The following is a 26,947-nucleotide window of genomic DNA, read 5'->3' as shown; positions in this document are numbered from 1 at the left end:
AAAATACCTCTCCATTATTTTAATTGTACATTAAATTAAAATAATATTACCAATGATTTTATGATATATTTTAAAATTCTTTTGGAATTTATGACAAATGTTTTCAATTACCTGCTCATAAGCAATGAGATCGAGTATAGTCTAATTAATAGTTATCGTAGGCAACCTCCTAAACTTTTGACGGAGCGACTAAATAGTCCAATTAAGAATCCTCCGGCTATAAGTATAATAGATAGCCAGATAAGACTCATCATTGGTTTGTAATATATTTTTGCATGAATTACATCATCATCAATTTTACTTAACACCGCGTAAAGATCATAAGTTAAATAAGAATATATATTACTTTCTTGGGATAGTTGTTTTTCTATTATATAAAATCTATTTTCAGGCTTTAATATAGTGATATTATTTTGTTGATCCTGAATCCAAAATTCAGCAATTTGCCGATAATAATTTTGCGATGATGATACTCTAATATCTTTTAAGGTAACTTCAAATCCACCTGCTGTTACCTTGTCTCCAACTTTGCCTATAAAATCTACTTCGCTTTGTAATAATGAATTAGCAGTAATAGTTAAAACAAGTAAGCCAAAGCCTAAATGTCCTAATATCATGGCAATATTGGCTTGTAGTTTAGTTCTAAAAAAATTGCTATTTGTTAATACATAATAACAATTTTGTATTATTAGAAAAAGAGAAAATGTTACAGCCCATGCTGAAATGAAGCCATACTGAATTTGGTATGAGCTGATAAACGTTATTGCAAAAGAACAAACTAAAATGAGTAGGTTTTTTTTTCTTATATGATTTCTTTGAGCGATACCAGCTAGTAGAACCGTTGGGATGATAAAAATTATAAAATTATTGATAAAAAATCTTTCACTAATGGTAACAGATTCTTGATATAATAAAGAATAAACTACGGGGTAAATGGTGGAACATAGTAATACTAATAGAGCCGTTAAGAAAAATATACTTCCCCAAACAATAAGCTTGTGCTTGAATTGGTATTTGTCTAATCCTATCGAATCAGGTTGAGTGATATTTTGCCCTTTTACTAGTAGTAGAACTAAGCTTGATATGGCAATAATAGCAAATATTGCCAGCATATAGATTGCCCGCTCAGCTGATGAGGCAAAAGAGTGAATTGAGGTGATTAGCCCTGAGCGTACCAAGAACGTACTCAAAACTACCAGTAAGAAAGTGATGATGGATAAGGTTATTGTCCAATTTTTCATTCGTCCAGATTTGATTGTTACCAAGATTGAGTGATGTAGAGAGATAGCCGACAACCATGGTAGTAGGGAAATATTTTCTACTGGATCAAAAAACCAAAAGCCACCCCAGCCGAGTTCTCTATAAGCCCACCATGATCCTAGGGCTATTCCTAAGGTTAAAAAAATTATTCCTAAATTGCTAAATATTTTAATAGTTCTAAGATTAGCCGAGTCTAAGTTAGAGGTAAGCAACATAACGCAAGCCGATGTAAAAGGGGCGACATAACAGACCGAACCTAGATATAATATAGGTGGATGTATTATTAGGGCAATATCTTGAAGCATAGGGTTTAAGCCGAGACCCTGAGTGGGATGGAATGATAGGCTGTCAAATGGGTTGGAGGTAAAATAAATGAAGCTACTGAACAATAATTGTATTAGTGCTAGTACAATTATGTGGTAGACTCGAGTTGGACGGCTATTAAATAGTGCAATATAAATAACGCCTATAGTTTGTAATAAACACAGCCACAACAGAATAGACCCCTCATGACTCGCCCAGCTGGCAGCAATTTTAAATCCTAGCGGCTTTAATGTACTAGAATTTAGAAAAACATTCTGTATAGAAAAATCCGATATAATAAATCCACATACTAATAGCAAAAAAGATAGTAATGTTGACAGCCAGCTACAGTAAAAAAATAAAGTACCTGCACGATATGAAGCAGTAATAACTGCTAGTACACTGAACAGCATTGCCAATATTTGTAGATAATTGCCAAGACTACTAATCACTTTCAAGTTCTTCATTTGGTAAAACAGTGACTTTTATGCTATCAAGTCTGTTGCCTATTTTTTTGTTAATAGTAATATTTAAATTAAATATCTTGACAGATTCTCCTTGATTGGGAATACGCTCAACTTCATGGATAATCAAGCCAGCTATGGTATTTGCATTATAATCAGGTAGATTCCAATTTAGTTCTCTATTTACATCTCTTATAGTTACAGATCCGTCAATAATAAACTCCACTTCAGATTTTTTTACAATTGTGTTAATAGGATAATCATGTTCATCAATAATAGGACCAACAATCTCTTCTAAGATATCTTCTAAAGTAATAATACCTTGTAAATCACCATATTCGTCAACAACACAAGCAAAATGGGTTTTTCTCTCTCTAAAAGCATGAAGTTGATGAGTGACCAAAGCATTATCAGGTATAAACCAAGGCTGAATTACTAATTCCTCGATATTAATTTTTTTTACATCGTTATTTTTTTCATAGAGAGCTCGGAGTAGATCTCGTATGTGAAGTACACCAATTATGTTGTCCTGAGTATCTTTCCATAATGGTATTCTGGTGTGAGGGCTGGATAATAATGCTTTCCTTACTATCTCCTCCTTAGGCAAATCTATATTAATGGCTATTACGTTGCTTCTGTGTATCATAATTTCAGATACTGTCATTTTCCTAATATCTAATATACCGCCTAACATATCACGGTCAGATTTATAAACATTACCTTCTTGATGATAATGTTCAATAACTCCCCTAACTTCCTCTGCTCCTGAGATATTTTGTTGTAGATTAATACGAAAAATAAAACAAAACCCTTTAACTATCAATTCAAAGATATAGTTAATTGGTCTCAAAATGTTTAAAAGATATATAATAGCTGGAGAAGTGAATAATGCTAACTGTTCTGCTTTTGCCACAGCAATAGCTTTCGGTATTATTTCACCAAAAACAATTATTAAGAAAGCCATAATTGCTGATGCCGCAATAGTCCCATTATCACCTAGCCAGTCGATAAATATACTTGTAGCAATCGTAGTACAAACAGTATTAAATAAGGTATTACCAATTAGTAATGTGCCAATTACCTTTTCTTTTTTCTTTAGAACCTGTAATACAATCGTGGCACGTTTGATGCCTTCTGCCTTAAATTTTTGTATTTTCCCAGGAGAAGAGGCGGTTATAGCCGTTTCAGTAGCTGAGAGTAGTGCGGAACATCCTATCATTAGAACAATAATGATTATCAAGAAAATAGTCATTGATCCTTTGTATAAATTATTTAGTATAAAGCTGATTATATTGCTAACTGAACAATTCCCCTAATACTTTTTTGCTGAAAAAATGGCGAAGGCAATCTCTTTCCTGAGTAGGCAAAAATTTATAAAAGTTTAAGCCTTATAATAAACTAATACCAATTCCCGAATTTAATTTAGTAAATGATTCATGCAACAAATAGATTGAATTAGCAAGGTATTTAAATTTTTAATAGAGGAAGATACTACTATTTCTAATTGTTCAATTGTATTGTATACTTTATTCTTTATAGTCTCAGACTTTAAATGCTCCCATAATCGCTCCGCAGGATTTAATTCAGGAGAATATGGTGGCAAATAAAGAATTTCTATATTAGCAGGAACCACTAAGTCCTTAGCCTTATGCCATCCAGCACAATCCATAACAACAATGGCTTTTTGAACGCCTATATGTTTAGACATTTCCGCAAGAAACATGTTCAAAGACATAGTATTAACATTTGGCATCATTAAGCTAAAATCATCTCCTGTTATTGGGTTAACAGCACTGTAAACATAAAAATTCTGAAAACCTATTTTGATTTTAACTTGAGTTCTGATACCTTTGCGAAACCAACCATGACCTAATTTAGAATGAGTTCCAAAACGCGATTCATCAAAGAAATACAAAAAACTTCTTGGATTGCTTGTTATTTTTTCTTGAATTTTTTTTTAAACTGTTCATGAGTTTCTTTATTCTGTTTGTAATGCACTGGTCTTGGAGTAATGTACGCAAACTTAAGATTGTGCAATGCCCTGTGTACAGCCGATTTACTTACATTAATTCCCAAATTTTCTTTAAGTTTTATGACGATACTTTTTATTGTTATGTTACAATCTTCTTGTATCCATTTGTTTATTGCTTCATAGCAGCTTTCCGTTAAATCGCTTTTCCTTCCCCTACCTTTTTTATATTCAAGATTTTTATCATCGCCTTGGGCAAAGCTTTTTATCCAGTTTCTTAGCGTATTAGTTGTGATATCAAATATTTTAGACACCATACCAATACCATGTTCTTTTGCAGCTACTATAGCTCTTAACCTAATAGCGATCCTATTCTCTTTGTTCGTACTTGCAAGTTGAGCTATAGCCTGTTTGTATAAATCTTCTGTTATTAATTTTTGATGAGTACCCATTACATTCCTAATTTTATCTATCTTTTACATTATAACCTATTTTTCTCATCTTTATACTAAATTAAATTTGGGAATTGGTATAATACCTTACTTCTGCACAAAGATCAATACTTTAAACAATAGTCCCATTTTATTGGGAGCAATTAGTCTATCAACTTGTTTTGCTATGATATTTGCCTCTATAATAGGTAATTTACTTTGTAAAATTTGACTTCGTAATAATATACCATTGCTAATTAAGAAATCACGTTGAGTTATTGATCCATACACATTTATTCCTATATTTCTACCTACTGTCTTTAAGGCATAAAAGTCAACATGGGCTGACAAATCGGCTTCTCCTAAAGTTTCAAGTAGTGGGTAATATTTATGATTTTTTATCGCTTGTAAAGTAGGGTTGTATTGGTTACGTGTTCTTTTTATTGGTTCTATATCATAACCGTAATCGATAACTAAGCTCGCCCCACCAAATTTCATTATATGCTTGCTAATAAATTTTATGATTTCTAATGATTTAGGTGATTCTTCTATTACTGCTCCATCATGTGCGTTTGAGTACTCTTGCAGTAGATAATGTTGCAAGTTCTTATTAACTTCTATCTTATCGAATTTAATTTTACCATCAGCTGGGTCAATAATAAGTGTTAGCTCATACCAAAGATTTTTGCTTTTAATATATTGCTTAATTGGCATAGCATCAAAAAATTCATTAGCTATTATAATAGAAGGAATTTTAGATATATATTGTATGGTTGTATAGTGTTTGATAGGCAGACCTGTTAACTTTAGGTTTGTTTTTTGTTTTTTGATAAAATGAGGATTAATATCAATTAATTCTATAGAGAGAGATTGGTAAAATTCTGGAACTAATTTAGCAACATTTAGCAAATCTCGCATTAACACTCCCTGCCCAGGACCCAATTCGACTAAATTAGTTTTTTTTGGGCAACCCATTTTATACCATTGGTCAATAGTCCATAAAGCTATCATTTCACCAAAAAGCTGAGAAATTTCTGGAGCTGTTGTAAAATCTCCTAAGCAACCTAGTTTATCTTGTTTTTGGTAATAGGAAGAAGGGGCTACAGACGTTACTTGGAGCATCATTTCATCAAGCTTAATACTACCATTTTGCTCAATAAGTTTTCTTATTTTGGAATCGATTGGCATTTAATTCGTATTATTAAATAAATTCCTAGTATTATCATAGGTAATGATAAAATTTGCCCCATAGTTAAATTATTAAAAATAAAACCTATGTGAAAATCTGGCTCACGAAACATTTCTATAATAATTCGAAATACCGAATAGAATATTAAAAATATAGCAAAATTCAAACCATGGATATTTATAGTTTTATATTTGAAAGTGGCGTAAGCTAGAATTAGGAATAATACAGCTCCTTCAAAAAATGCCTCATAGAGTTGGCTAGGATGTCTTAGTTGTAGGTCACTATTTGGAAAAATCATGCCCCAAGGCATTGTGGTCACTCTGCCATATAATTCACCATTAATAAAATTGGCCATTCTACCTAAACATAAACCAATAGGACAAATCGTAGCTAATATATCACACATAAGCAAGAAGTTAACTTTATGCTTATAGCAGAAAAAATAACTAGACATAATTAAACCAATCACCCCACCATGAAATGACATACCACCTTCATAAGTCTTCAAAATGAGAAGAGGAGCAGAAAAATATTGAATCGGATTATATAGTAACGCATAGCCTAATCTTCCACCTATTACGATACCAAGAATAGCCCAAGTAACAAAATTTTCTAAATGTGTTGCAGTAACCCCAACTTCGAATTTTTTTATAATTTTATAAGCATAGAACCACCCAACTATTATACCCAAAACGTAAGCCACAGAGTACCAATAAACAGTAAATGATCCGATAGAAAAAATAACAGGATTGATATTTGGAAAGAGCATACGTTTATTATATACACAGACTTTATCGATTGCAAGCAGTAGTATGAAAAAATGTTAGGTGTCATTAGACCCATAGCAATCCTACAATTTTTATTATATAAGTATTACAACAGCATAAAAACGTCATTACGAGAAGTGTGTGAATATTTTTTATAAAATATTCATAATAACACTTAGTGCCCATTATAATTGTTGTATACTATATGAATTGGGTAGAAAAATAATTATTCTTATCCCAAATTAATGTTATTTATCGTTAACGTAATAGCCATCAGAAAGGTTAGTTTATATGCTAGTACAATATTTATTGGATCTTTATCATAAAGGCAATCAAGAAATTTTAATGTTAATAATTATGATAGTTTCAATCATTCCATTGATTATTTTTATTAAGACAATAATATTTTCAATGCTCAAAAACTATATTAATCAGTGGCATCCTGATTATCAGAAAATATTTAAAAAATATTCTATATACACATATTTATTACATACATTACTAGCTTTATACCTTATATTTTGGGATAATATCTTACAGACATTTCCTACTTTATCTTGGATGATTAGCATCAAGAATGTTGCGATAATACTCTATACAGGTAGCTTTGTTACAATGCTAATCCTATCTCTTATCGATGCTTTTGCGGATATTTATCGAAGCAGACTGACAATTTCCATCCAATCATATTTAAGTTTATACACTCAAATATTAAAGATACTTATTATCTCGGTTGCTACCATTATCATTATTTCCAGCATTTTGAATGTTTCTCTTAGTGCATTTTTTACTAGCTTGGGAGCAGCAGCAGCGTTGTTAACCTTTCTATTTAAGGATACGGTTGTGGCTTTGCTAGCAAGCTTACAACTAATTTCGCAAGATATAATACGAATTGGTGATTTTGTTAGTATTAGTCAGTATAATGTTGAAGGTACCGTAGAGAAAATTACTATTACATTAGTTAAAATTAGGAATAATGATCAGACTATTTCAACAATACCGACATCTAGTCTTTTAACGACTAATGTAGTGAACTCACGTGGTATAACTGACTCAATGGCAAAAAGGATTCAGGGAGCAATCTGTATTGACATAAACAGTATTTTGTCGGTTTCGACTATAGCATTTATACAAGAGTTAAAAAAATCACCATATTTGCTAAAGGAAGTAATGGATAAAGTGGATTTGAAACAGCTAGATGATTATGTAACAAATATCAAGATATTTAGGCTATATATAAAAGAATATTTGAAAAATCACCCGATGATCTATCAGCAAAATTTCACCTTTCTGGTGCGTCAGTTGACTCCAACCCCTAATGGTCTGCCAATAGAGTTATGTGTCTTTACCCATGAAACGAGGAAGGGGCTATTTGAAGATATCCAATCAGATATTTTTGATCATTTGATGGCGGTGCTACCTGAACTCAAATTAAAAATATTTCAAAATAGTAGTAATTAAAACTGGATATAATAATGACTTTAGAGACCAAATTTAATTTAGCTTCTGCCTACCAAATTCTTGCAATTTTGGGCTTAGATGATCATACATATACACATCTATCTGCAAGACCTAAAGGGGCTGACTATTACTATATTTATCCTTTTGGGTTAAGGTTTGAGGAAGTAACTAGCGATAATTTACTGCAAGTTAGTTTAGATGGAGCAATTATAAAGGGCAATGAATATAATTATAGTAAAACCGGCTACGTTACTCACGGTAATATATACAAAGAAAGGTCGGATATTTTATCTATCTTTCATCTGCATACTCCAGCAATTGTTGCTGTATCATCTATGCGAGTAGGATTGATGCCAATAAGTCAGTGGGCACTACATTTTTATGAAAAACTATCTTATCATGAGTATAACTCTCTTATACTGACCTCCAATCAAACTAGTAAAATACTAGACGATCTTGGGCAGAATTATGTTATGTTTCTACGTAATCACGGAATATTAGCCTGTGGCAGGACAATACATGAAGCGATGTTTTATACTTATCATTTAGAGCAAGCATGTAAAACCCAATGTTTAGCATGTTCAACAAATCAGGAGTTAATCATACCATCTCCAGAAACTTGCAAGAAATCAGTGCAAGATTTATTGTCATTTGAGGAAGATTTAGGCAAACGTGACTGGATAGCTTGGCTTAATTTGCTCAAGACGGCTAGGAAAAATTTTTAACAGGTTTATGGTATAGAATATTTAATATTGGTCAAAAATGATTCAAGAAATTAAGAATATCAACAATCTTAACTTAACATCAGAGTTAAAAGAATTTCCAAATCAAGGTGTACTTTGGGAAATTATAGAGAAAAACCAATCTGGAAAAATATTTGAGTTATCAGGTGGAGCTATATTAATTATGGAAAATTGCCCCGATCCATTTGTCTTTATTGTAGGGTTATTAACAGATGAGGCGATTAAGGATACGATTTCCCTTGTTGGTAATTTAAAGTTTCCAATGGTTTACTGCCACCCCAAATATCATCCTTTGTTTTTACGGCTTGGGTGGAATTTTCACTTACGCACTGAACTTTCACTCAAAAATCTAAAAGATACTGGAGTGCCAAAACAACATGTAGATATTGAACCAATTAAGACGTTGGATATCTTTAAAAAATGCTTTCGGTACAAAGAGCAATCTCAGCTATATGGTTCAGATAAAAATTTTTTAATGCATGGTACTGGATATGCGTTATGTCTTGGTTTGCAAGTTGTGAGTGAAGTTTACGCTAGTATTGGTGGCGATTACGCTGAAATAGGTGTTATCACCCATCCTGATTATCGCGGTAAAGGATACGGTAGACAAATTGTATCTCATTTAATTACACAGTGTTTCAATACCAAAATAACTCCTAAATGGAGTTGCAACGTTGATAATAGAAGCTCATTACATACAGCTATGAAACTGGGCTTTGAGATAAACCGTTATTATACATTACTTGTCCCTGATCGCGGCAACGTTCTTTGCTCTAATTTGGCAAATTGGCTGAAAAATAATTCTTACCCGTGAGAGTAAACTTATGTAATGCGATTGTTTCGTTGCTGTATCGCCGCTCTTTGCTAATAGATGTTTGGCAACTCAGATTTTTTATTCATCATAAGAAAATAGCAAAAAAACCGTGAACGCTTACAATATTTACTGTTTTTATATGAGGTAGCCCTGTGTTAAAATTAGCCTTTACATCTCATTATGATTGATGTAATATAAAATTGCTATTTTTGTAGCTATAGTAATAAACATAATTTAGAATAGAGGTTGCGGACCCGGGGGCGGTACCCGGCGCTTCCACCAAATAAGTTGTAGTATATTTTGTAAGCGAAACTTTATGGGGGCGAAATAGGATCGACGTGCTTAATAAAAAAATTATCTTTACTCGGTATAATTCCGCCGGACCTTGTGTCTTTGGGTTAAAAAAAAGAAACGCAAATGATAATGAACGTTTCGTAGGAAATCAAGCACTAGCTGCTTAATCCTACGCGGTTGGGGGCTTAACCGGGCAACAGAAAAAGCCCCACTAATAGTAATTATGTTGGATTGACCGTTAGTTTATAAGTGCAGAACAGAAGATTATAGAATTAATTAGTTATTGCAGGTAGCCTCCAAAGTGTTATTTTCTTTATTTATTTTATAACTATGAACAACTCATATCAACAATTTCTTAATGAATGTATGTTGGAATTTGTAAAAAAGATTCTTACAAGAGTTCGTGCGGATAAGTTGCAGATGGATCAAATCTTGTATATTTCTTATAGAACTGACAATCCTGCCGTGGTCTTATCTTCTAGGATAAAAGCACGCTATCCAAAAGAAATAACTATAGTAATGCAATATCAATTTGAAGATTTAACTGTAGGAATCAATGGCTTTTCCATAACAGTTAGTTTTGATGGTATCAAAGAAACGATTAATGTACCATTTGATTCTCTGATCAGTTTTGTTGATCCTAATAGTGGTTATAGCCTAAAATTTAAGCCAGAAGCAATCAAATCTAATCAATTATCGGACGAAAAACAAAGAGAAACAATCAAGGGGAGTGTTGATTCTAGCAGTAAATCTAATTCAGCAGATAATATAATAGTTTTGGATAAGTTTCGGAAACCCCGTAAACCATTATAGATATACTCAAATGATTTGAAGAATTGGAGCTTAAAATAAGAGGTGATCACATGAGTACCACGTCGTTTTATGGAACAGATTCACAGAATCATTTGAGTTTACCTAAAGTTATCATATATACTGATGGAGCTTGCTCAGGTAATCCTGGACCAGGCGGCTGGGGGGCGTTGTTACAATTTAATGGAGTTTGTAAGGAGATATTTGGTCATGAGCTACACACTACTAATAATCGCATGGAAATGACAGCAGCAATTGAAGTGTTAAAAGTTCTTAAAAAATCATGCTGTGTAGAACTTTATACAGATAGTAAGTATTTACAGCTTGGAATAACTCAGTGGATTAACAGCTGGATAAAAAATAACTGGCATAAAAACAACAATGATCCTATCAAGAATGTTGATTTATGGAAAAAATTGTACGACGAACTAGGTAAACACTCTATTATCTGGAATTGGGTTAAAGGTCATGGTAATAATAAGGGAAATCAGATAGCCGATAGTCTGGCTGTTAAGGGAAAAGAAACTGCTATAAAAATGCTCAAATGTCATTCATAGATAATTTTTTTATATCTATTTTCTCTAAGGAAATTGGGAAAGATCAATTTGGTAACAAATATTATGAAAGTAAAAAGCTTGATTATTTAGGTCAAGCTAGAAGACAGGTGGTTTATAAAGGTAAAGTAGAAGCATCAAAAGTTCCCCCTATGTGGCATGCTTGGCTGCACTATATGATCAATGAAGTGCCAATCAATAATGATAAATTCGACTGGCAACAAGATTATCTTCCTAATATCACTGGTACTAGCTTGTCTCATAAGATAGTAAAAAATAAGACAACCAAAGCCGAATATAGTAGGTGGCAACCTTTAGGTGAATCAAAATAATGAAACAGAATGTTATAGAGACTTTAGTTGGCTTTATAGTAATATTAGTTGCTATAGGTTTTTTTATTTTTGCTTATAAAATTGGCAACTCATCAAGAGTTGAATCTGGGTATATGCTTAAAGCAAATTTTCAAAATGCTGAAGGGATAGTCAGGGGAAGTGATGTGATGTTAGCTGGTGTAAAAATCGGATCAGTAATTGATATAACTTTAGATAAGACTAGTTTTTTTGCCTTATTAACTATTTGCATCAATAACGATATAAAGTTACCTAAAGACACTAGTATAGCAATAGTTACAGGTGGAATACTTGGTAGTAGATATATATCCGTAACTCCAGGTTCATCTGAAGAGAATTTGGCGATAGGTGAGCAGATAAAATACACTCAGTCGGCGGTTAATATTGAATCCTTGATAGGTAAATTAATTTATTCCTTTGGTAAAAAATAAATAATATTAAAAATCCTATTAGTGTACATTGCAAATTAGTGTATAATTGTAGTGACAAGGATTATTATATTAACTAGTTAGGGAATAAAAAATAAGTAATATCGCAAAAATAATGAAAACAGCTATTAGTGGAGCAAAAAAATCTGTTATATTTATAGATATAACAGATTTTGCCATAACTTGTTATATCGAATTCAGGCTATATTACAAAATGAAATAAGTTATAATCACAATGTTTAAATTAGCGAATGTATTAAATATACTAAAATCACCTACTAATCCCACGATAGAACCCAAAAATGTTCAGTCTGGTAACTCTGTTAAAATTACTAGGAATTGGTACGAAGAAAGATCTGATAAAATCATTGTACAGCGTAATATCTTGTTGGTAATATCTATATTACTGATACTTTTAGTAATGGCATCTATAGCAGCGGTAACTATAGTAATAAATTCAAGAGAATTTAGCCCTTTTGTTATCCAAATTGATAATAGTACAGGTATGGCAACGATTGTTAATCCAATATCTTCGGAGATATTAAGTGGCAATGATGCTCTTTCAAGATATTTTATTAAAAAATACCTAATAGCTAGAGAAACCTATAATCCTGTTGATTTTGATACTGAAGCCCGGAAAAGCATTAGATTATTATCTTCGAGTTCAGTATATTATAACTATCTCGGCTACATAAAAAATAAAGATATAGATCCAGTTTTAATGTATGGTCAAAACAATACAACTTTTCTATTAATTAAATCTTGGTCAAAATTACAAGAAAATTTACAAGAAAATAAAAATAAATATATGGTTAGGTTCTCTATTAATGAAACAGCAGGTAGTAAAAAGGTTTCTAATAAAATAGCTGTAGTAAGTTTCGCCTATATTCCAATGGAATTAACAGATGCAGACCGAGATATTAATCCAGTAGGATTTCAAATTAATGAGTACAGGGTAGATGATGATAATAGCTAGACTTCTTTTTTCAATAATAATATTATTGCATTCGGTTATTGTCAATGCTTATACAGGTAATATGCATATAGATAATGATTTAGATGATCTAGCCATAACTACTGATAACAGAATTAAAACTTATATACATAATCCTAATGAGGTTTATTTATTAGTTCTACATTTTGGGTTTCAGTCAAGTATAGAATTTGCCAAAAATGAGGAAATACAAAATATTGTTCTAGGAGAGTCATATGCTTGGAAAATGACTCCGTTGGCAAACAGATTGTTCATTAAGCCGTTGGAAAAAAACATTAGAACAAATATGACTATAATAACGAATAAAAGAACTTACCAATTCGATGTTGTATCTAAAGAATTGGAAGAAGGACGTGAAAAGGATTTGGTGTATGTAGTTAGGTTTTATTATCCTAAGAAAACCTTTAGTACTACACAATAAATTTATTGTTAGCTCTAATCTACATTTTAGACGATTTTTTTATAAATTGATATTAATTTAACATGGCAGAACAAGATAATACTACTTTTCAATCTGGTACAGAGGAACAAGACATACCAGAAGTTCAAAATGAACTGTCAAAAGTTGCAACTAATCCTAAGCAAAGTATTGTGATTTTGCTTGCCATTTCTGCTGTTTTTATATTTATTTTTTTTAAACTTTTTCTTAGTGATAATAAACAATCTGAGGTGGTAGTAGCTCCGTCAGCACCTACTGATATTACTAAACCGACACAAGATAACTCTAAAAATATACCAGAAATTCCAAAATTACCAGAAGCCCCTAAGCTTGAAGCCCCTGCGGAGCGTCCACCACCACCACCACCACCACCTCCTCCTCCACAACCTATTCTCCCTCAAGTTGCTTTACCTACTGGAGAGAATAATAGTGCTGACAAAGCTACTCTTCCTTCCGTTACGCCAACAGCTCTTCCTGGGAAATTAACTGAAAGTGAGGAGGAAAAGAACCGTCGTGAAGCAAAGAGAAAATCTGCTATAGTATTAATTGCAGGAGTTCCAGAGAAAAAAACACCGGATCAAATTGCCGAAGAAGCAAATTTCCAAGATCGTGGGGATATGGCATTTGTTCTGGCTCGTGGTAAGATAATGGAAGCGGTATTAGAGAGTGCTATTAATACTGATTTTGGTGGAGAGATAAGAGCAATAATTAGCAGAGATGTATTCTCTGAAAAGGAGAAGATTATTTTAATTCCTAAAGGGTCAAAGATTTTTGGTGTTTATGCAACTGGTACTGATGGAGCGTATGGTCGAATTTCCATAATATGGAATCGTATTGATCTATCAAGCGGTTATACCATTAATTTAGATGCTTTGGCTGTTGATAATCTTGGAAGACCAGGCGAACAAGGAAGAGTAGATAATAAATTTAAAGAGCGGTTAACCAATGCTGTATTATCATCAGCATTTAATATTGTACTTGCCAATGCTCTTGACAAGGTGGTAGCTCCGCCAGTTAATGCACAAGCTACTGCTGCTAATACTGCTATCGCTGTTAATATACAGAATTTGGCACAAAGTATTAATAATAGTTCTGGTACTGAGGATGTTAAAATTGCACAGATATGTACTAATGTGATGAGTGCCATTACTGATAAAAGCTCAACGGCATATATTTCAATGATGCAGGCTTGTAATACTGCTCGTAATCCAACTGGTTCGCAACCTGGTCAAAGACTTATAGCATTAATGAGTGCAGTAACTAGTGCAGCAGCTAGTTTGTTATCTAGTACAACAAATGCTAGCACTCCAACTCAGGCACAAGCAGCTTCAAAACAAGCATTTACTGATGTTAGCAATACTGTGAAAGATATGATGAAGCAACAGGCATTTAAACCAACTATTACCATAGATCAAGGTACGTTAATAAAAATTTATGTTAATAAAGATTATAAATTTCCTCAAGCTGTACTAAGAAAATCAAGATTAATAAAATGAGTGATAATTTTGCGGCATTAGAGACTTTTCTATTACCATTTAAAGAATTATTCGCAGAAGATGGTATTAATGAGATCATGGTAAACAAACCAGGAGAAGTATGGATTGAAAAGAAAGGAGATCAATTTTGTAAATTGGTACCTGAGCTTGATTTTGAACATCTTATATCACTTGGTAGGTTGGTAGCTCAGTCAACTGATCAGATAATTTCCGAAGAAAGACCTTTACTTTCCGCCTCATTACCCAATGGTTACCGTATCCAAGTAGTATTTCCTCCTGCTTGTGAACCGGGTTATGTTGGCTATGCTATCAGGAAAGGTAGTGCAATGAGTCTTACGCTAGATCAATATGACAAGATGGGAGCTTTTGATTCAACATCTACAGGGGAATTGATTGACGAGAATGAAGAAGTATTAAACAACTATCTGAAAGAAAATAAAATTAAAGAATTTATTCGGCATGCGGTAATTTCTAAGAAAAATATTATTATTAGTGGTGGAACATCAACTGGTAAAACAACCTTTACTAACGCTGCCTTAGCAGAAATTCCAAGTAGTGAGCGATTAATTACTGTGGAAGATGCACGAGAGGTAATTCTAACAAGCCATCCTAATAAATTACATCTCCTAGCTTCAAAAGGGGGGCAAGGTCGTGCAAAAGTTACTACTCAGGATTTGATTGAGGCGTGTTTACGTCTAAGACCTGATAGAATTATTGTTGGTGAACTTAGGGGAGCTGAGGCATTTAGTTTTTTACGAGCCATTAATACAGGGCATCCTGGTTCTATATCTACTTTACATGCTGATACACCAGCCATGGCTATAGAACAACTTAAGTTAATGGTTATGCAAGCTAGTTTAGGTATGCCACCGGATGAGGTAAAAAAATATATATTAGCGGTCGTCGATATTGTGGTACAATTAAAGCGAGGTAGTGGCGGTAAAAGATATGTCTCAGAAATATACTATAGTAAGAATAGGCAAGGCTAACGATGGAATGGCATAAAATACAAAAACTTACTCGTAACATTTTAGGGCATGCTATAATACACCCATTGGTAATATTTTGTACGATATGGGTAAGTGGAGCGATAGTTGCATTTATTACTAACGAAACTAGAGCCCTAAATATTGACTTAGTAGCCATAGACATAGCTTATAAGTGGTCTTATTGGCTAGTTAGTGTGTGGTCACAATTAACTCTCCAAGCATATAATTACTTAAAAATTAAGTTAATATTAGCTCTGACTATGCCAACAATTATAGTTATCATATTCTATTGGAAAAATTTTAAAAGAATAAAAAGTTTACAATTTTTTACTCAGCCAGAGAAAGTTTATGGTGATGCTAGTTGGGCTACTGAAGATGATATAAGTAGAGCTAATTTACGTGCAAAACATGGTATGTTACTTGGTACTAATAGTGGTGGGTATTTTGTTGCTGATGGGTTTCAACATGCTTTACTTTTCGCCCCAACCGGTTCAGGTAAAGGTGTAGGATTTGTAATTCCCAATTTATTATTTTGGGAACATTCTATGATAGTGCATGATATTAAGCTAGAGAATCATGGTATTACAAGTGGGTGGCGGCAAAAACAAGGGCAACGTGTATTTGTTTGGGAACCATCAAATCCTGATGGGATAACTCATTGCTACAATCCGATAGATTGGGTAAGTACCAAACCAGGTCAAATGGTGGATGACGTCCAAAAAATCTCAAATCTGATTATGCCTGAAAAAGATTTTTGGAATAATGAAGCACGCAGTTTATTTCTTGGTGTGGTACTATACTTAATTGCTGATCCGACAAAAACTAAATCTTTTGGCGAAGTGGTGAGAACAATGCGTAGCGATGACGTAGTGTATAATTTGGCAGTAGTTCTAGATACTTTAGGCAAGGTAATACATCCTGTTGCCTATATGAATATAGCAGCATTTCTACAAAAAGCAGATAAAGAACGTTCGGGTGTTATTTCAACAATGAACTCCTCTTTAGAATTATGGGCAAATCCCCTTATTGATGCTGCTACCGCCTCATCTGACTTTAATATACTTGAGTTTAAGAAGATTAAGACAACAGTGTATGTTGGTTTAACCCCTGATAACATACAACGTTTACAAAAACTGATGCAGGTTTTTTACCAGCAAGCTACAGAATTTTTAAGTCGTAAAATGCCTGATCTAAAAGAAGATCCTTATGGGGTGATGTTCTTACTTGATGAATTCCCTACTTTAGGAAAAATGGAAACATTTAAGGCTGGTATCGCATTCTTCAGGGGATATAGAGTTCGCCTATTCTTGATTATCCAAGATACTCAACAGCTCAAAGGAACTTATGAGGATGCTGGCATGAATTCATTTCTGTCAAATTCTACATATCGTATTACTTTTGCAGCTAATAACTATGAAACAGCTAACTTAATATCTCAGCTAGTTGGTAATAAAACAGTTGAACAACGATCTTATAGTAAACCAATATTTTTTGATCTTAATATTTCAACAAGAACGCAGAATGTATCACAAGTTTCAAGAGCTCTGCTTTTACCTCAAGAAGTAATTCAACTGCCAAAAGATGAACAAATCGTTTTAATTGAATCTTTCCCGCCTATAAAATCTTTAAAAATTAAGTATTATGAAGATAAGTTCTTTACAAATAGATTATTACCCCCTACATTTGTTCCAACTCAAAAACCTTATGATCCAAATAAAAATAATGTAGATGAGGATCAAGAAAATACAGATTCTACCACTAAAGAAGATTAATTTTGTAAGTAAGAAGTAAGATAAATCTCTATGCGTTCAGCTATTATTGATATTGGTTATAATGCCGTGAGAGCTGTAGTTTATGAATGTGATAGGCTTGGAGCTCCAGAAATTTTTAATGATAAATTTAAAAGTGATATTATTAATTTACTTAATCTAGATAACATAGACATAAAGCATCAAGCATATTTGTCGTTACAATATTTGGTACATATTTTTGATAGGTTATCAGTAACAGATGTTAAATGCGTTGCTACTGCTGTACTTAGAGGACATCCAAGAGCGGAAGAGTTTAGGGAGATAGTTAAGGGAAAATTTAATATTGATATTGAAATTATTTCTGGTGACCGCGAGGCTTATCTTACAGCTACCGGATTAATTTCTGGTATTAATGATGCCTGTGGTATAGTAGCAGACTTAGGTGGTGGTAGTCTTGAGCTTGTTCAAATTAAAGACAGAAAGGTTGGTATCTTAAAGTCTTTACCTTTAGGTACTGGTATAATCGCTAATAATCACTTTGATGATATTGATATAATTAGTCAAATGATCAAGAAAGAATTTGAAGAATTACATTGCCAAAACTTATACTTAATAGGAGGAGCTTTAAGATTAATGGGGCGTTCTTATATGGAGTTTGCTCATTACCCTCTTAAAAACTTACATAACCTTGAAATAAACAGTAAGGAATTTGAGCTGTATCTTGAAAGATTGGCTAATTCTATCAGTGAGAAAAAGCAATACAAGTCAAAAATTCATGGTAATGCAATTTTAGTGGCACAATCTATGTTAAATGTCTTTTCACCAGAAAAGGTAATAATTTCAAATTATGGTTTAAAAGAAGGTGTTAGATTTGATTGCCTTCCTGAAGAAGAACAGCAAAAAGATATTATTTATGAACGAATCAAGACATTAGTAAATTTTGACGAGGCTACTTGCAATATCAAAAATTATACAGAAGTTATTAAACCTATCTTAATTCAACCAGATACCACAACAATTAGTATAATTGCTTTGGTCGTAATGCTTGCACAATATAATAAGAATATTGATAGAACACTGCGTTCTAATTTTATTGTTGAATTTATTCTAGCTTCAGATATTCCTTTTAGTCATCGTCAACGGTTAATGCTGAGTAACGCTCTTGCACTTAGCTATGCATCCAAAAGTGATACATATATTAATAGGCTGGCAAAAAGAATGATTTCTCAGTATGATTATTGTAACAGTTATATAATAGGTAATTTTATAAAAATTGCTAGAGAGGTTGATGGACCAAGATTTCAGTCACCATCTTTTTCTTTTGAATTAAAAGATGATAAATATATTGAAATTTCTACACTAAATATTTTACCAAAACAAGTTTTTGCAAAACTGTGTGAACGTTTGAAAGCTATAGGTTTAGCACGAAAGAATATTTGTTGAATTTCTAAGTAACTTATCTAATACTAAATATAACTTATAAAAAACTTTAACTTTCTAGAATATGGCACAAGAAGCAATTAGAGTACCTGAAATACAGGAAAAGAATTATAGTTTTAGTGAATTTGTGAATAAATTGCCTTGTCAAAAACAAGAACATAATATCTTAAAAAATAGTTTTGATTTAAATAATCAAGCAATTCTATTTGAAGGTGATTGTATGAAATTATTAAAACAGATTTCAGATAACAGTATAAATTTAATAATAACATCACCGCCATATAACATAGGTAAGGAATACGAAAAAAAATTAGATATTAATAAATATTATAATTGGCAAAAAGAAGTCATCAATGAGTGTTATAGAGTGCTAAAAGATGATGGACATATTTGTTGGCAGGTCGGTAATTATGTAGAAAATGGAGAGGTAATACCTTTAGATATTTTATTATATCCTATATTTTCAGAATTAAAAATGAAAATGAGAAATAGGGTTATTTGGCATTTTGGACATGGATTACATGCTTCAAAAAGATTCTCTGGAAGACACGAAACTATTATGTGGTTTAGTAAAACTGACAATTATTACTTTGACTTAGATGCTGTTAGGATACCTCAAAAATATCCTAATAAAAAATATTTTAAGGGCAACAAAAAAGGGGAATTGTCTTGCAATCCAAAAGGCAAAAACCCATCAGATGTTTGGGATATTCCAAATGTAAAAAGTAATCATATAGAAAAAACGGAACACCCGTGTCAATTTCCTGTCGGTTTAGTTGAAAGGTTGATTTTATCAATGACCAAAAAAAATGATATTGTTTTAGATCCTTTTGTTGGTTCTGGTAGTTCTTTTGTTGCAAGTCTAAAAAATTCCAGAAAATGTATAGGTGCAGAAATAGATAAAAAATATGTAAATATTTCAAGAAAAAGAATTAAAGAAACATTAAACGGAATTATTAGGGTTAGAGAAATGAATAAACCCGTCTATGAACCTGAAACAGTATAATATGAAAATAGTTTATGAATATTCTCATCTTGGGGGAAGATAAATTTTACAAGTTGATTATCCTAAAATTTTTCAAGAAGTTCATGAATCAATAAAAGCGATAAATGACATAAAGAAAAATAAGGTCAGCCAAGAGAAAACAAGCAAAGGAAAAATGCTTTATTCGCCAAAAGAATTAAATAATGCTTTTTCTCATATTTTTTTAATGAAGATAAGGCTGATGTAGGGCTAGAAATAGTACCATGTCATAGTTTACAACAACAAATGTCAATAGGTGTCTCTTATGGAGAACAATTTGTTTACGATATTGAGCAATTAAAAAGACATTTTCCTTCTGTGCCTGTCTATGTAATTCTGGTTGATATAGGGGAAGTAAATATATAATCACCAAAATTACTATAAATTTGGATTGCTTCGTCGCCACTAAAGTGGTTTCCCACAATGACGTTTACACCATTGCTGACAAAATATTTTTGGGTAATATAAGATACTGAACAAGAAATTATGATAAAATGTACGCGCAAAATTGAATTTGATGCAGGTCATAGGGTGATCGGGCATAAGAATAAATGTCAATTTTTACACGGTCATCGTTATGTCCTTGAAGTTACCGCTGGATCTGATGTTACCAATAATCTTGGTATGGTGGTAGATTTTAGTTACCTAAAATCAGTAATAAAAAACTGGATAGATGATAATTTTGATCATAATATTATATTACATCAAAATGATAAAGAGATAGGAGATAAAATATGTGATTGGACTGGTCAGAAAATATATTATATGCAACAAAATCCAACAGCAGAGAATATAGCGTTGCACTTAAAGTTGGATATTTTGCCACTATTATTTACTAATAGTTCCTTTTTTATTACAAAAGTCAAATTATTTGAAACACCTAATTGCTTTGTTGAGGTATAAGTGGTACAAAGATGTTGTGTAATTTTAACTACGACCGATGACCAGCAAGTAGTAGACAAACTAACCATTAGTTTGTTGGAAGCAAATCTAGCTGCTTGCATACAAGTAGACAATATAGTCAGCTATTTTAAATGGGAAGGTAAGATATCTTCTGTACCAGAATTTCGTATTGTAGTAAAAGCCAAGTCTGATAACTACAATGCAATAGAAAAGATGATTATTGATATACACAATTATGATCTTCCTCAAATAATAAAGCTCGACATTCAAGATGGGCTACCGGCGTACTTAAACTGGGTAACTCAAAGTATCTAATTTTAAGAGAGTGTTTATTAGAATTAAGATTTACTCAATTATGGTAAAAAGAGTTGTAATTAGTTAGTACAGCTAGTTTTTATTATAGACATTCACCTGAAATCAGCAAAATAAGTTTAAAACACTCTTTAATTTAATTAAGTATAATAATGAAATTATGGAAAAAAGTTACATTGGGGTTAATCTTAGGTATAGTGTTTGGTATATATTTTCCTGAATATGTATCTTACATAAAACCGCTAGGAGATATTTTCCTGCGTTTGATAAAAATGATTATTGCTCCTTTAATATTTTTTAGTTTAGTAGCGGGTATAACTAGTATGAATGACCCTGCTTCTCTTGGTAGAGTAGGGTTAAAGGCGGTTGCAGCTTTCTTAGGCACGACCTTCTTTGCCGTAGTTTTTGGTATTACAGTTGCTCTTATATTAAAGCCAGGGCATGGTGTACATATTAACTTTGATGTTGCACAAACTATACCGCAAGAAAAATCCTTTAACATACTTAACTTTTTTGTAAGTATTGTGCCTGAGAATGTAGTAGGTTCATTTGCCAATTCTAATGTTTTACAAATTGTATTCTTTGCAATATTTTTTGGACTTGTGATAAATAAAATGGGTATTAGTGCTGAACCAATTAAGAATTTATTTCATATATTATCAAAAGTGGTGTTAAAAATGATCTCAATGATCATTCAGCTTTCTCCATATGGTGCATTTGCTTTAACGGCTTGGATAGTTGGTACTCAGGGCTTTGATGTAATGATTAGTTTGTCCAAATTAGTTGTTGCGGTAGTTATTGCTATGATATGTCAATATGGTATTTTTGGCATGTTAATTTATCTATTCTGTCGAATATCACCATTACCTTTTTATAGAAAAAGTCTAGAATATCAAGTGCTTGCCTTTTCTACTTCTAGTAGTAAAGCAACGCTTGCTACTACTATGCAAGTTTGTCGTGAACGACTAGGTATATCTGAATCTAGCACTTCTTTTGTATTACCACTTGGTGCATCGATAAACATGGATGGGTTTGCAATAAATTTAGCTCTTACCACTATATTCTTTGCCCAAATGATGGGTGTAGATTTAGCATTGCATGATTATTTAGTAATCATTATTACCTCAACTCTCGGGTCTATAGGTGGAGCTGGCATTCCTGGAGCTTCTTTAATAATGCTACCTATGGTACTGTCTTCGATCAATTTACCGATTGAAGGGGTTGCTATAATCGCTGGAATTGATAGGATATTAGATATGTTACGTACGACCATTAATATTACAGGGGATGCAACAATTACCTTGATTATCGATAATAGTGAAGGTACTCTGGATAAAGATACATATAACTCAATATAATTAGAATTTTGGTATTAGTGGACAATAAAAATATGATATAGTAACATGATGGTTAACCCGAGAAGGTGTTAGCAATAGTAAATTGGCATCATTATGAAAAAATGAAGGATATATGAAAGTAGAAAATGTTGAACTAAAAATAGGAGATAAAACCTTTAATTTACCAATCAAAAGAGCCTCAATCGGTCAAGATGTTATTGATGTTAGCAGTATATATTCATTAACAGGCTATTTCACTTACGACCCTGGATTTATGTCTACAGCAGCTTGTAAATCAGCTATGACATATATAGATGGTGATCAGGGGATATTGAGATATCGGGGATATGATATTAAAACATTAGCAGAAAGAAGTAATTTCTTAGAGGTATCCTATTTGCTATTAAATGGTGAATTGCCGACTATTGATCAATATAAATCTTTCTCTCAGAAAATTACCTATCATTCTTTGATTAATGAGCAGCTTAGAAATTTATTTATGGCGTTTTGTCCATCAGATCATCCTATGGCAATTATGTTGGCTGTGGTTGGTTCTTTATCTGCATTCTATCCAGATTTTCTAAATGTAGAAGAAAATGAACGTGAATTGATTTCTATTAGAATGATCGCCAAAATGCCAACTATTGCGGCAATGGCATATAAATATTCAATAGGACAGCCTTTTATCTATCCTGATAATAGTCTAGATTTTACTGAAAATTTTCTCTATATGATGTTTTCAACCCCTTGTGAAAAATATAAGGTGAATCAGGTAGTAAAGAATGCCTTAGATAAAATATTCATCCTTCATGCTGATCACGAGCAGAATGCCTCCACTTCAACAGTACGTTTAGCCGGGTCGTCCGGAGCCAATCCATTTGCTTGTATCAGTACTGGCATAGCTTCTTTATGGGGACCAGCCCATGGTGGAGCTAATGAGGCAGTAATTAACATGTTGAAAGAGATTGGCACCATAAACCGTATTCCGGAATATATCGCACGGGCAAAAGATAAAAATGATCCATTTCGATTAATGGGTTTTGGTCACCGAGTTTATAAAAGTTATGATCCAAGAGCAATTGTACTTAGAGAAACTTGCAAAGAAGTATTAGATGAGTTAGGGAACCGTAAGAACCCCTTATTACAAATTGCTACTGAGCTTGAAAAAATTGCTCTCAATGACCAATATTTTATCGATCGCAAGCTTTATCCGAATGTTGATTTTTATTCTGGTATTATTTATCAGGCTATGGGTATACCATCACAGATGTTTACAGTATTGTTTGCTATGGCAAGAACTGTCGGCTGGATGGGGCAATGGAAAGAGATGCATGAAGATCCAGAACAAAAAATTAGCAGACCTCGGCAATTATATACTGGGTATGTACAAAGAGAATTTATGCCTTTTGATAAAAGATAGCTAAAAAATAAGGTAGCTTTATTTATATGAAAAAACAATATCTACAAAACATAAATACCCTGCAAAACAGAAGCATTCTGCAGAAACGTCTACAAATACTAGCTTATCAGCTAGCAGCTCAGCAGGTAATATTAGTATAAAACAAAAACACTTTGAGCAATTAGAAAAAATTTTACTTATACCTTTAAAGGATTTTATATCTTTACAGTTTATACATGGTCATGGTGAATCTACTATGGGAGATTTTATAGTCGAACATATTTTACGTTCCCTCGGGGCAGCTGATATAACTAATGAAAAAAAAATAAAATATGTAAATATTATCGAGCAATTCTTATTAAGTTCTGTTCAAAAAATAGATGAGACTGCAAAAATCTTTCAACTATGTGGGACGATATTATATAAGCTTATATCCACTCGTGAGCATTTAAAGATAAAGAAAGACGAGAACAGTGTTATCAAATATTTAGTGAATAGTGAAGCTCTTGGTAAGAATTTATTTAATCCTAACAGATTAACCAATGATGAACTAACATTACTGGATTTGGTTGAATCTTTACATGGTCAATTAAACATTAACTCAGATATAAAGAAAAACAAAGAATTAATTCAATTTTTGAAAGACAAAGGTGCTAAGAGTTCTTTAGAAATAACACAAAACCCTAATAAAGCAGATTACGATAAAAATGTAGAGAAATTTAAAAAAATTAGAAGAAGATTCGTCTACATCCATGAGAAAATCAGAAGGATATTTATGTATAGCCAAGAAAGTGAGTGTGTTAGCAGAAGATTTAGGGACGTCAGCAGAACTTTTAGACTGTTTGGATGCTATCTTAAATTACAAAACAGATGATATTCCTCGATGTATGAGATTATTTTCTCCCAAGACTAATGATGAATGTTATGAGTTTCATGTTGTAAATGCATTTCTAAGGGAATGTTATAAAGATACAGATATTGATAATTACATAAAAATAATACGTTCTATTGTCAAAGATATACCATCAGATTTCTTGAAGCGGGTTTACTATGAAGAGTTAGGTGAAGAGTTAATAAAGCGATATAATAAAAATGGGATATTAACAAAAACAGATGAAGATTCATTAGATAATTATACTAGAGAAATAGTTGCATTACATACTAAGGATAATAGTAGTCTAATAATTGACAATAGTATGAAACACCATGCTTATAGTCTACGACTTAATTACTGTAAGCATAAGAACGACTTAAAAGAAACAATTGAAGTATCATTAGAATTAATGAAATATGCTAATAGTACTCAGATAGAGGAGGATTTGTATGGTTTATTAATAGCTCTATATAATATGAAAAGTGGTTCATTTAAAAATCGTACCCTTGATTATTTAGTTAAAGAATTTAAATTATCTGGTGAAGCTCTAGAAATATTTATAGAACTGTTTTCATATCATCCTTCTGAACAATTTGTTAAAAAGATACAGGAAAATCTAAAAATAATTGATCAAGCTTTTTCAGAACAAAGCCCAAGAATTCATACAACTATTACAAAATTCTTAAATGCATTCATTATGCAAACAGGAAAGTGTAGTGTTAACGCTATGCAGGAGATAATTAATGACCCGAATTTTGAGAGTACCACGTCTGAGAGTTCCTTAAGGATTTTAGGTTGTTTAAAAAATTGGTCTAAAAATGAGATAGAACAAATAAATTATCAAAAAGTTTTAGATAAGCTCCGAAACAATGATCATCTAGAGAAAGATCCTATAACTAACATAAAAGTGGCAGAATTATATTTAGCTATTGAAAACTTAGATCAAACTAAAAATCATTTAGATACCGCAACAAAATTGTTAAAACCCTATAAATTCAAACAGTTTGAATATGAAATAGAACCTGAAGTTTACCTTTATGAGGTTAAATTAGGTTTGATGTTAAAGGCATTTGCAGATAAGAATAAAGATTTTCTAAAAGTGAACTGGGGTTATATTAAAGAAACATACAATGCGTGTAATGCCATAAAGGGAAAATTTTTCAGTTACTATAAAAACATACTTGATATATGTCAGTATTATCTATTATCAAGAGATACTACAATAGATCCAAAATTAGGAGAAAAACTTAAAAACATTATTCGTAACATTACTGAAGATGATGAAGTTACTTTTGCTTTAGAAATTATCAATCAAACTATTAGTGAAGAACAACGTATTAAAGAACAACATATTAGTGAAGAACAACAGGTTGTAATTCCGGCTAGTGAGCATATTGAGGCATCTAATTATGCTTCAAAAGAATACAGCTCTGAAGAAAAGTCTGAAACTAAAGCAAATAATACTGCTACTACTCAAGAAGATTCCTTATACAAAGAAAGTTTTGTTACAAAATGTTTAAACCACTGGACAATTATACATAAATATTATCAAAACCTTAAAAAGAGTACTCAACCCTTTCATGATAAGATTTCTGATCTTCATCAAGAAAATTATCAAATTTGGTACATTCCCGACAAGGTATCATATACAACAAAGAATAAAGATATTGTTAGTATTAGTAAGAAACACAATAATATTTATGCTATGATTGCCCCTAATCTGCTAGATTCATTAGAGGACTCTACACGGACAGCATTTATCAATGCTTTAACTAAAGGTATAGTAAAAAATTATACTAATAGTGGGATTAAAATATTAGAAAAATATTTTCCAGAACTTAAAATAAATGAAGATACTAGGTTATGGGCAAGCAAAATTTATGAGAACAATAATGGTGCTGTTTTAATAGAATTTGATTACAAAACTAACCATGCTGGTATAAGAAAGGCATTTAAGTCTAATGCTATTAATGTTATAAAAGTTTCTGGTGCAGATTATCATACACAGGAAGAAGAGTCTACTTTAAAGTACAATGTTCCTCAAGAAAGTTATCCTAACATTGAAGATTATCCTAGCCCATATGATGAAGTAAGCTGTATTGGAGAAGAATCATAAGAGTTAGCTAAAAGTTGTATAGCACCTAGGCTCTTA

The 26,947-nt window shown here is 32.2% G+C and carries 25 protein-coding genes, 1 other RNA gene and 1 pseudogene; 21 read left to right on the top strand and 6 right to left on the bottom strand.

All coding sequences use genetic code 11. The features are described 5' to 3' along the window. Positions 1-152 precede the first annotated feature (152 nt). The 6 genes from ACFELW_RS00555 to lgt all read right to left on the bottom strand — a co-directional run bounded on the left by ACFELW_RS00555 (position 153) and on the right by lgt (position 6,385). Positions 153-2,030 carry a heme lyase CcmF/NrfE family subunit gene (locus ACFELW_RS00555; RefSeq protein ID WP_375330119.1) on the bottom strand — a complete coding sequence of 626 codons (1,878 nt, stop codon included), beginning with the start codon at positions 2,028-2,030 and terminating at the stop codon, positions 153-155. Next, entirely contained in the window at positions 2,008-3,279 is a 1,272-nt protein-coding gene (locus tag ACFELW_RS00550) for an HlyC/CorC family transporter (protein ID WP_375330118.1), read from the bottom strand. The genes ACFELW_RS00555 and ACFELW_RS00550 overlap by 23 nt, the downstream gene beginning before the upstream one ends. Positions 3,280-3,444: 165 nt before the next feature. Then, positions 3,445-3,942, bottom strand: a complete 498-nt coding sequence (locus tag ACFELW_RS00545; protein ID WP_375329846.1) for an IS630 family transposase — start codon at positions 3,940-3,942, stop codon at positions 3,445-3,447. A 20-nt stretch (positions 3,943-3,962) separates the two neighbouring features. Then, positions 3,963-4,448, bottom strand: coding sequence for a helix-turn-helix domain-containing protein (locus ACFELW_RS00540; protein WP_375329860.1), 486 nt, complete (start codon positions 4,446-4,448; stop codon positions 3,963-3,965). Between the two features lie 87 nt (positions 4,449-4,535). Beyond that, positions 4,536-5,615, bottom strand: coding sequence for a class I SAM-dependent methyltransferase (locus tag ACFELW_RS00535; RefSeq protein WP_375330117.1), 1,080 nt, complete (start codon positions 5,613-5,615; stop codon positions 4,536-4,538). After that, complete coding sequence (gene lgt, locus ACFELW_RS00530; protein ID WP_375330116.1) at positions 5,594-6,385, bottom strand: prolipoprotein diacylglyceryl transferase; 792 nt, start codon at positions 6,383-6,385, stop codon at positions 5,594-5,596. The genes ACFELW_RS00535 and lgt overlap by 22 nt, the downstream gene beginning before the upstream one ends. Positions 6,386-6,674: 289 nt before the next feature. On the opposite strand from lgt, the gene ACFELW_RS00525 reads away from it, so the two are divergent. The 21 genes and pseudogenes from ACFELW_RS00525 to ACFELW_RS00425 all read left to right on the top strand — a co-directional run bounded on the left by ACFELW_RS00525 (position 6,675) and on the right by ACFELW_RS00425 (position 26,911). Continuing rightward, the gene (locus tag ACFELW_RS00525; protein ID WP_375330115.1) at positions 6,675-7,844 is read left to right on the top strand and encodes a mechanosensitive ion channel family protein; all 1,170 of its coding nucleotides are present in this window, start codon (positions 6,675-6,677) and stop codon (positions 7,842-7,844) included. Positions 7,845-7,858: 14 nt separating this feature from the next. Beyond that, the gene (locus tag ACFELW_RS00520) at positions 7,859-8,569 is read left to right on the top strand and encodes a class II aldolase/adducin family protein (protein ID WP_375330114.1); all 711 of its coding nucleotides are present in this window, start codon (positions 7,859-7,861) and stop codon (positions 8,567-8,569) included. Positions 8,570-8,606: 37 nt separating this feature from the next. After that, positions 8,607-9,401 carry a GNAT family N-acetyltransferase gene (locus ACFELW_RS00515; RefSeq protein ID WP_375330113.1) on the top strand — a complete coding sequence of 265 codons (795 nt, stop codon included), beginning with the start codon at positions 8,607-8,609 and terminating at the stop codon, positions 9,399-9,401. Positions 9,402-9,564: 163 nt separating this feature from the next. Beyond that, positions 9,565-9,908: a transfer-messenger RNA gene (gene ssrA, locus ACFELW_RS00510) on the top strand. Positions 9,909-10,025: 117 nt separating this feature from the next. Continuing rightward, complete coding sequence (locus ACFELW_RS00505; protein WP_375330112.1) at positions 10,026-10,508, top strand: ClpXP protease specificity-enhancing factor SspB; 483 nt, start codon at positions 10,026-10,028, stop codon at positions 10,506-10,508. A gap of 50 nt (positions 10,509-10,558) precedes the next feature. Continuing rightward, a complete protein-coding gene (rnhA, locus tag ACFELW_RS00500; RefSeq protein ID WP_375330111.1) occupies positions 10,559-11,062 on the top strand; it encodes a ribonuclease HI in 504 nt (167 codons plus the stop codon). Beyond that, a complete protein-coding gene (locus ACFELW_RS00495) occupies positions 11,050-11,391 on the top strand; it encodes an NADH-ubiquinone oxidoreductase subunit NDUFA12 family protein (protein ID WP_341759589.1) in 342 nt (113 codons plus the stop codon). The genes rnhA and ACFELW_RS00495 overlap by 13 nt, the downstream gene beginning before the upstream one ends. Continuing rightward, the gene (gene mlaD, locus ACFELW_RS00490) at positions 11,391-11,840 is read left to right on the top strand and encodes an outer membrane lipid asymmetry maintenance protein MlaD (RefSeq protein WP_341759588.1); all 450 of its coding nucleotides are present in this window, start codon (positions 11,391-11,393) and stop codon (positions 11,838-11,840) included. The genes ACFELW_RS00495 and mlaD overlap by 1 nt, the downstream gene beginning before the upstream one ends. Positions 11,841-12,072: 232 nt before the next feature. Continuing rightward, positions 12,073-12,813 carry a virB8 family protein gene (locus tag ACFELW_RS00485; protein WP_375330110.1) on the top strand — a complete coding sequence of 247 codons (741 nt, stop codon included), beginning with the start codon at positions 12,073-12,075 and terminating at the stop codon, positions 12,811-12,813. Next, the gene (locus tag ACFELW_RS00480) at positions 12,800-13,252 is read left to right on the top strand and encodes a TrbG/VirB9 family P-type conjugative transfer protein (RefSeq protein ID WP_341759586.1); all 453 of its coding nucleotides are present in this window, start codon (positions 12,800-12,802) and stop codon (positions 13,250-13,252) included. The genes ACFELW_RS00485 and ACFELW_RS00480 overlap by 14 nt, the downstream gene beginning before the upstream one ends. Positions 13,253-13,314: 62 nt before the next feature. Next, a complete protein-coding gene (locus ACFELW_RS00475; RefSeq protein ID WP_375330109.1) occupies positions 13,315-14,766 on the top strand; it encodes a TrbI/VirB10 family protein in 1,452 nt (483 codons plus the stop codon). Beyond that, entirely contained in the window at positions 14,763-15,755 is a 993-nt protein-coding gene (gene virB11, locus ACFELW_RS00470; RefSeq protein WP_341759584.1) for a P-type DNA transfer ATPase VirB11, read from the top strand. The genes ACFELW_RS00475 and virB11 overlap by 4 nt, the downstream gene beginning before the upstream one ends. A 2-nt stretch (positions 15,756-15,757) precedes the next feature. Continuing rightward, complete coding sequence (locus tag ACFELW_RS00465) at positions 15,758-17,527, top strand: type IV secretory system conjugative DNA transfer family protein (RefSeq protein ID WP_375330108.1); 1,770 nt, start codon at positions 15,758-15,760, stop codon at positions 17,525-17,527. 30 nt (positions 17,528-17,557) lie between these two features. Then, entirely contained in the window at positions 17,558-18,949 is a 1,392-nt protein-coding gene (locus tag ACFELW_RS00460; protein ID WP_375330107.1) for a Ppx/GppA family phosphatase, read from the top strand. Between the two features lie 61 nt (positions 18,950-19,010). Next, on the top strand, positions 19,011-19,952 hold the full coding sequence (locus tag ACFELW_RS00455) for a DNA-methyltransferase (RefSeq protein ID WP_341759582.1): 942 nt from the start codon (positions 19,011-19,013) through the stop codon (positions 19,950-19,952). A 201-nt stretch (positions 19,953-20,153) separates the two neighbouring features. Beyond that, a pseudogene (locus tag ACFELW_RS00450) lies at positions 20,154-20,336 on the top strand (hypothetical protein); the annotation flags it as partial. A gap of 120 nt (positions 20,337-20,456) precedes the next feature. Further along, positions 20,457-20,873: a 6-pyruvoyl trahydropterin synthase family protein gene (locus ACFELW_RS00445; RefSeq protein WP_375330106.1), complete on the top strand. Its 417-nt coding sequence runs from the start codon at positions 20,457-20,459 to the stop codon at positions 20,871-20,873. Next, positions 20,874-21,188 (top strand): divalent-cation tolerance protein CutA, encoded by a 315-nt coding sequence (gene cutA / locus ACFELW_RS00440; protein WP_094648709.1) that lies wholly within the window; start codon positions 20,874-20,876, stop codon positions 21,186-21,188. A 149-nt stretch (positions 21,189-21,337) separates the two neighbouring features. After that, a complete protein-coding gene (locus tag ACFELW_RS00435; RefSeq protein ID WP_341748633.1) occupies positions 21,338-22,543 on the top strand; it encodes a dicarboxylate/amino acid:cation symporter in 1,206 nt (401 codons plus the stop codon). A 112-nt stretch (positions 22,544-22,655) separates the two neighbouring features. Further along, positions 22,656-23,942: a citrate synthase gene (locus tag ACFELW_RS00430; RefSeq protein WP_375330105.1), complete on the top strand. Its 1,287-nt coding sequence runs from the start codon at positions 22,656-22,658 to the stop codon at positions 23,940-23,942. A 731-nt stretch (positions 23,943-24,673) separates the two neighbouring features. Then, complete coding sequence (locus tag ACFELW_RS00425; protein ID WP_375330104.1) at positions 24,674-26,911, top strand: hypothetical protein; 2,238 nt, start codon at positions 24,674-24,676, stop codon at positions 26,909-26,911. Positions 26,912-26,947 lie beyond the last annotated feature (36 nt).

This window comes from Candidatus Tisiphia endosymbiont of Nemotelus uliginosus, from assembly GCF_964264755.1.
Classification (GTDB): domain Bacteria; phylum Pseudomonadota; class Alphaproteobacteria; order Rickettsiales; family Rickettsiaceae; genus Tisiphia.
The sequence above is the reverse complement of the archived record's forward strand: the minus strand, read 5'-3'. Positions and strand labels throughout refer to the sequence as shown.

Coding starts and splice junctions, on each gene's coding strand:
- ACFELW_RS00555 (WP_375330119.1), bottom strand. CDS start 2,030: ATGAAGAACTTGAAAGTGATTAGTAGTCTTGGCAATTATCTACAAATA.
- ACFELW_RS00550 (WP_375330118.1), bottom strand. CDS start 3,279: ATGACTATTTTCTTGATAATCATTATTGTTCTAATGATAGGATGTTCC.
- ACFELW_RS00540 (WP_375329860.1), bottom strand. CDS start 4,448: ATGGGTACTCATCAAAAATTAATAACAGAAGATTTATACAAACAGGCT.
- ACFELW_RS00535 (WP_375330117.1), bottom strand. CDS start 5,615: ATGCCAATCGATTCCAAAATAAGAAAACTTATTGAGCAAAATGGTAGT.
- lgt (WP_375330116.1), bottom strand. CDS start 6,385: ATGCTCTTTCCAAATATCAATCCTGTTATTTTTTCTATCGGATCATTT.
- ACFELW_RS00525 (WP_375330115.1), top strand. CDS start 6,675: ATGCTAGTACAATATTTATTGGATCTTTATCATAAAGGCAATCAAGAA.
- ACFELW_RS00520 (WP_375330114.1), top strand. CDS start 7,859: ATGACTTTAGAGACCAAATTTAATTTAGCTTCTGCCTACCAAATTCTT.
- ACFELW_RS00515 (WP_375330113.1), top strand. CDS start 8,607: ATGATTCAAGAAATTAAGAATATCAACAATCTTAACTTAACATCAGAG.
- ACFELW_RS00505 (WP_375330112.1), top strand. CDS start 10,026: ATGAACAACTCATATCAACAATTTCTTAATGAATGTATGTTGGAATTT.
- rnhA (WP_375330111.1), top strand. CDS start 10,559: ATGAGTACCACGTCGTTTTATGGAACAGATTCACAGAATCATTTGAGT.
- ACFELW_RS00495 (WP_341759589.1), top strand. CDS start 11,050: ATGTCATTCATAGATAATTTTTTTATATCTATTTTCTCTAAGGAAATT.
- mlaD (WP_341759588.1), top strand. CDS start 11,391: ATGAAACAGAATGTTATAGAGACTTTAGTTGGCTTTATAGTAATATTA.
- ACFELW_RS00485 (WP_375330110.1), top strand. CDS start 12,073: ATGTTTAAATTAGCGAATGTATTAAATATACTAAAATCACCTACTAAT.
- ACFELW_RS00480 (WP_341759586.1), top strand. CDS start 12,800: ATGATAATAGCTAGACTTCTTTTTTCAATAATAATATTATTGCATTCG.
- ACFELW_RS00475 (WP_375330109.1), top strand. CDS start 13,315: ATGGCAGAACAAGATAATACTACTTTTCAATCTGGTACAGAGGAACAA.
- virB11 (WP_341759584.1), top strand. CDS start 14,763: ATGAGTGATAATTTTGCGGCATTAGAGACTTTTCTATTACCATTTAAA.
- ACFELW_RS00465 (WP_375330108.1), top strand. CDS start 15,758: ATGGAATGGCATAAAATACAAAAACTTACTCGTAACATTTTAGGGCAT.
- ACFELW_RS00460 (WP_375330107.1), top strand. CDS start 17,558: ATGCGTTCAGCTATTATTGATATTGGTTATAATGCCGTGAGAGCTGTA.
- ACFELW_RS00455 (WP_341759582.1), top strand. CDS start 19,011: ATGGCACAAGAAGCAATTAGAGTACCTGAAATACAGGAAAAGAATTAT.
- ACFELW_RS00445 (WP_375330106.1), top strand. CDS start 20,457: ATGATAAAATGTACGCGCAAAATTGAATTTGATGCAGGTCATAGGGTG.
- ACFELW_RS00435 (WP_341748633.1), top strand. CDS start 21,338: ATGAAATTATGGAAAAAAGTTACATTGGGGTTAATCTTAGGTATAGTG.
- ACFELW_RS00430 (WP_375330105.1), top strand. CDS start 22,656: ATGAAAGTAGAAAATGTTGAACTAAAAATAGGAGATAAAACCTTTAAT.
- ACFELW_RS00425 (WP_375330104.1), top strand. CDS start 24,674: ATGAGAAAATCAGAAGGATATTTATGTATAGCCAAGAAAGTGAGTGTG.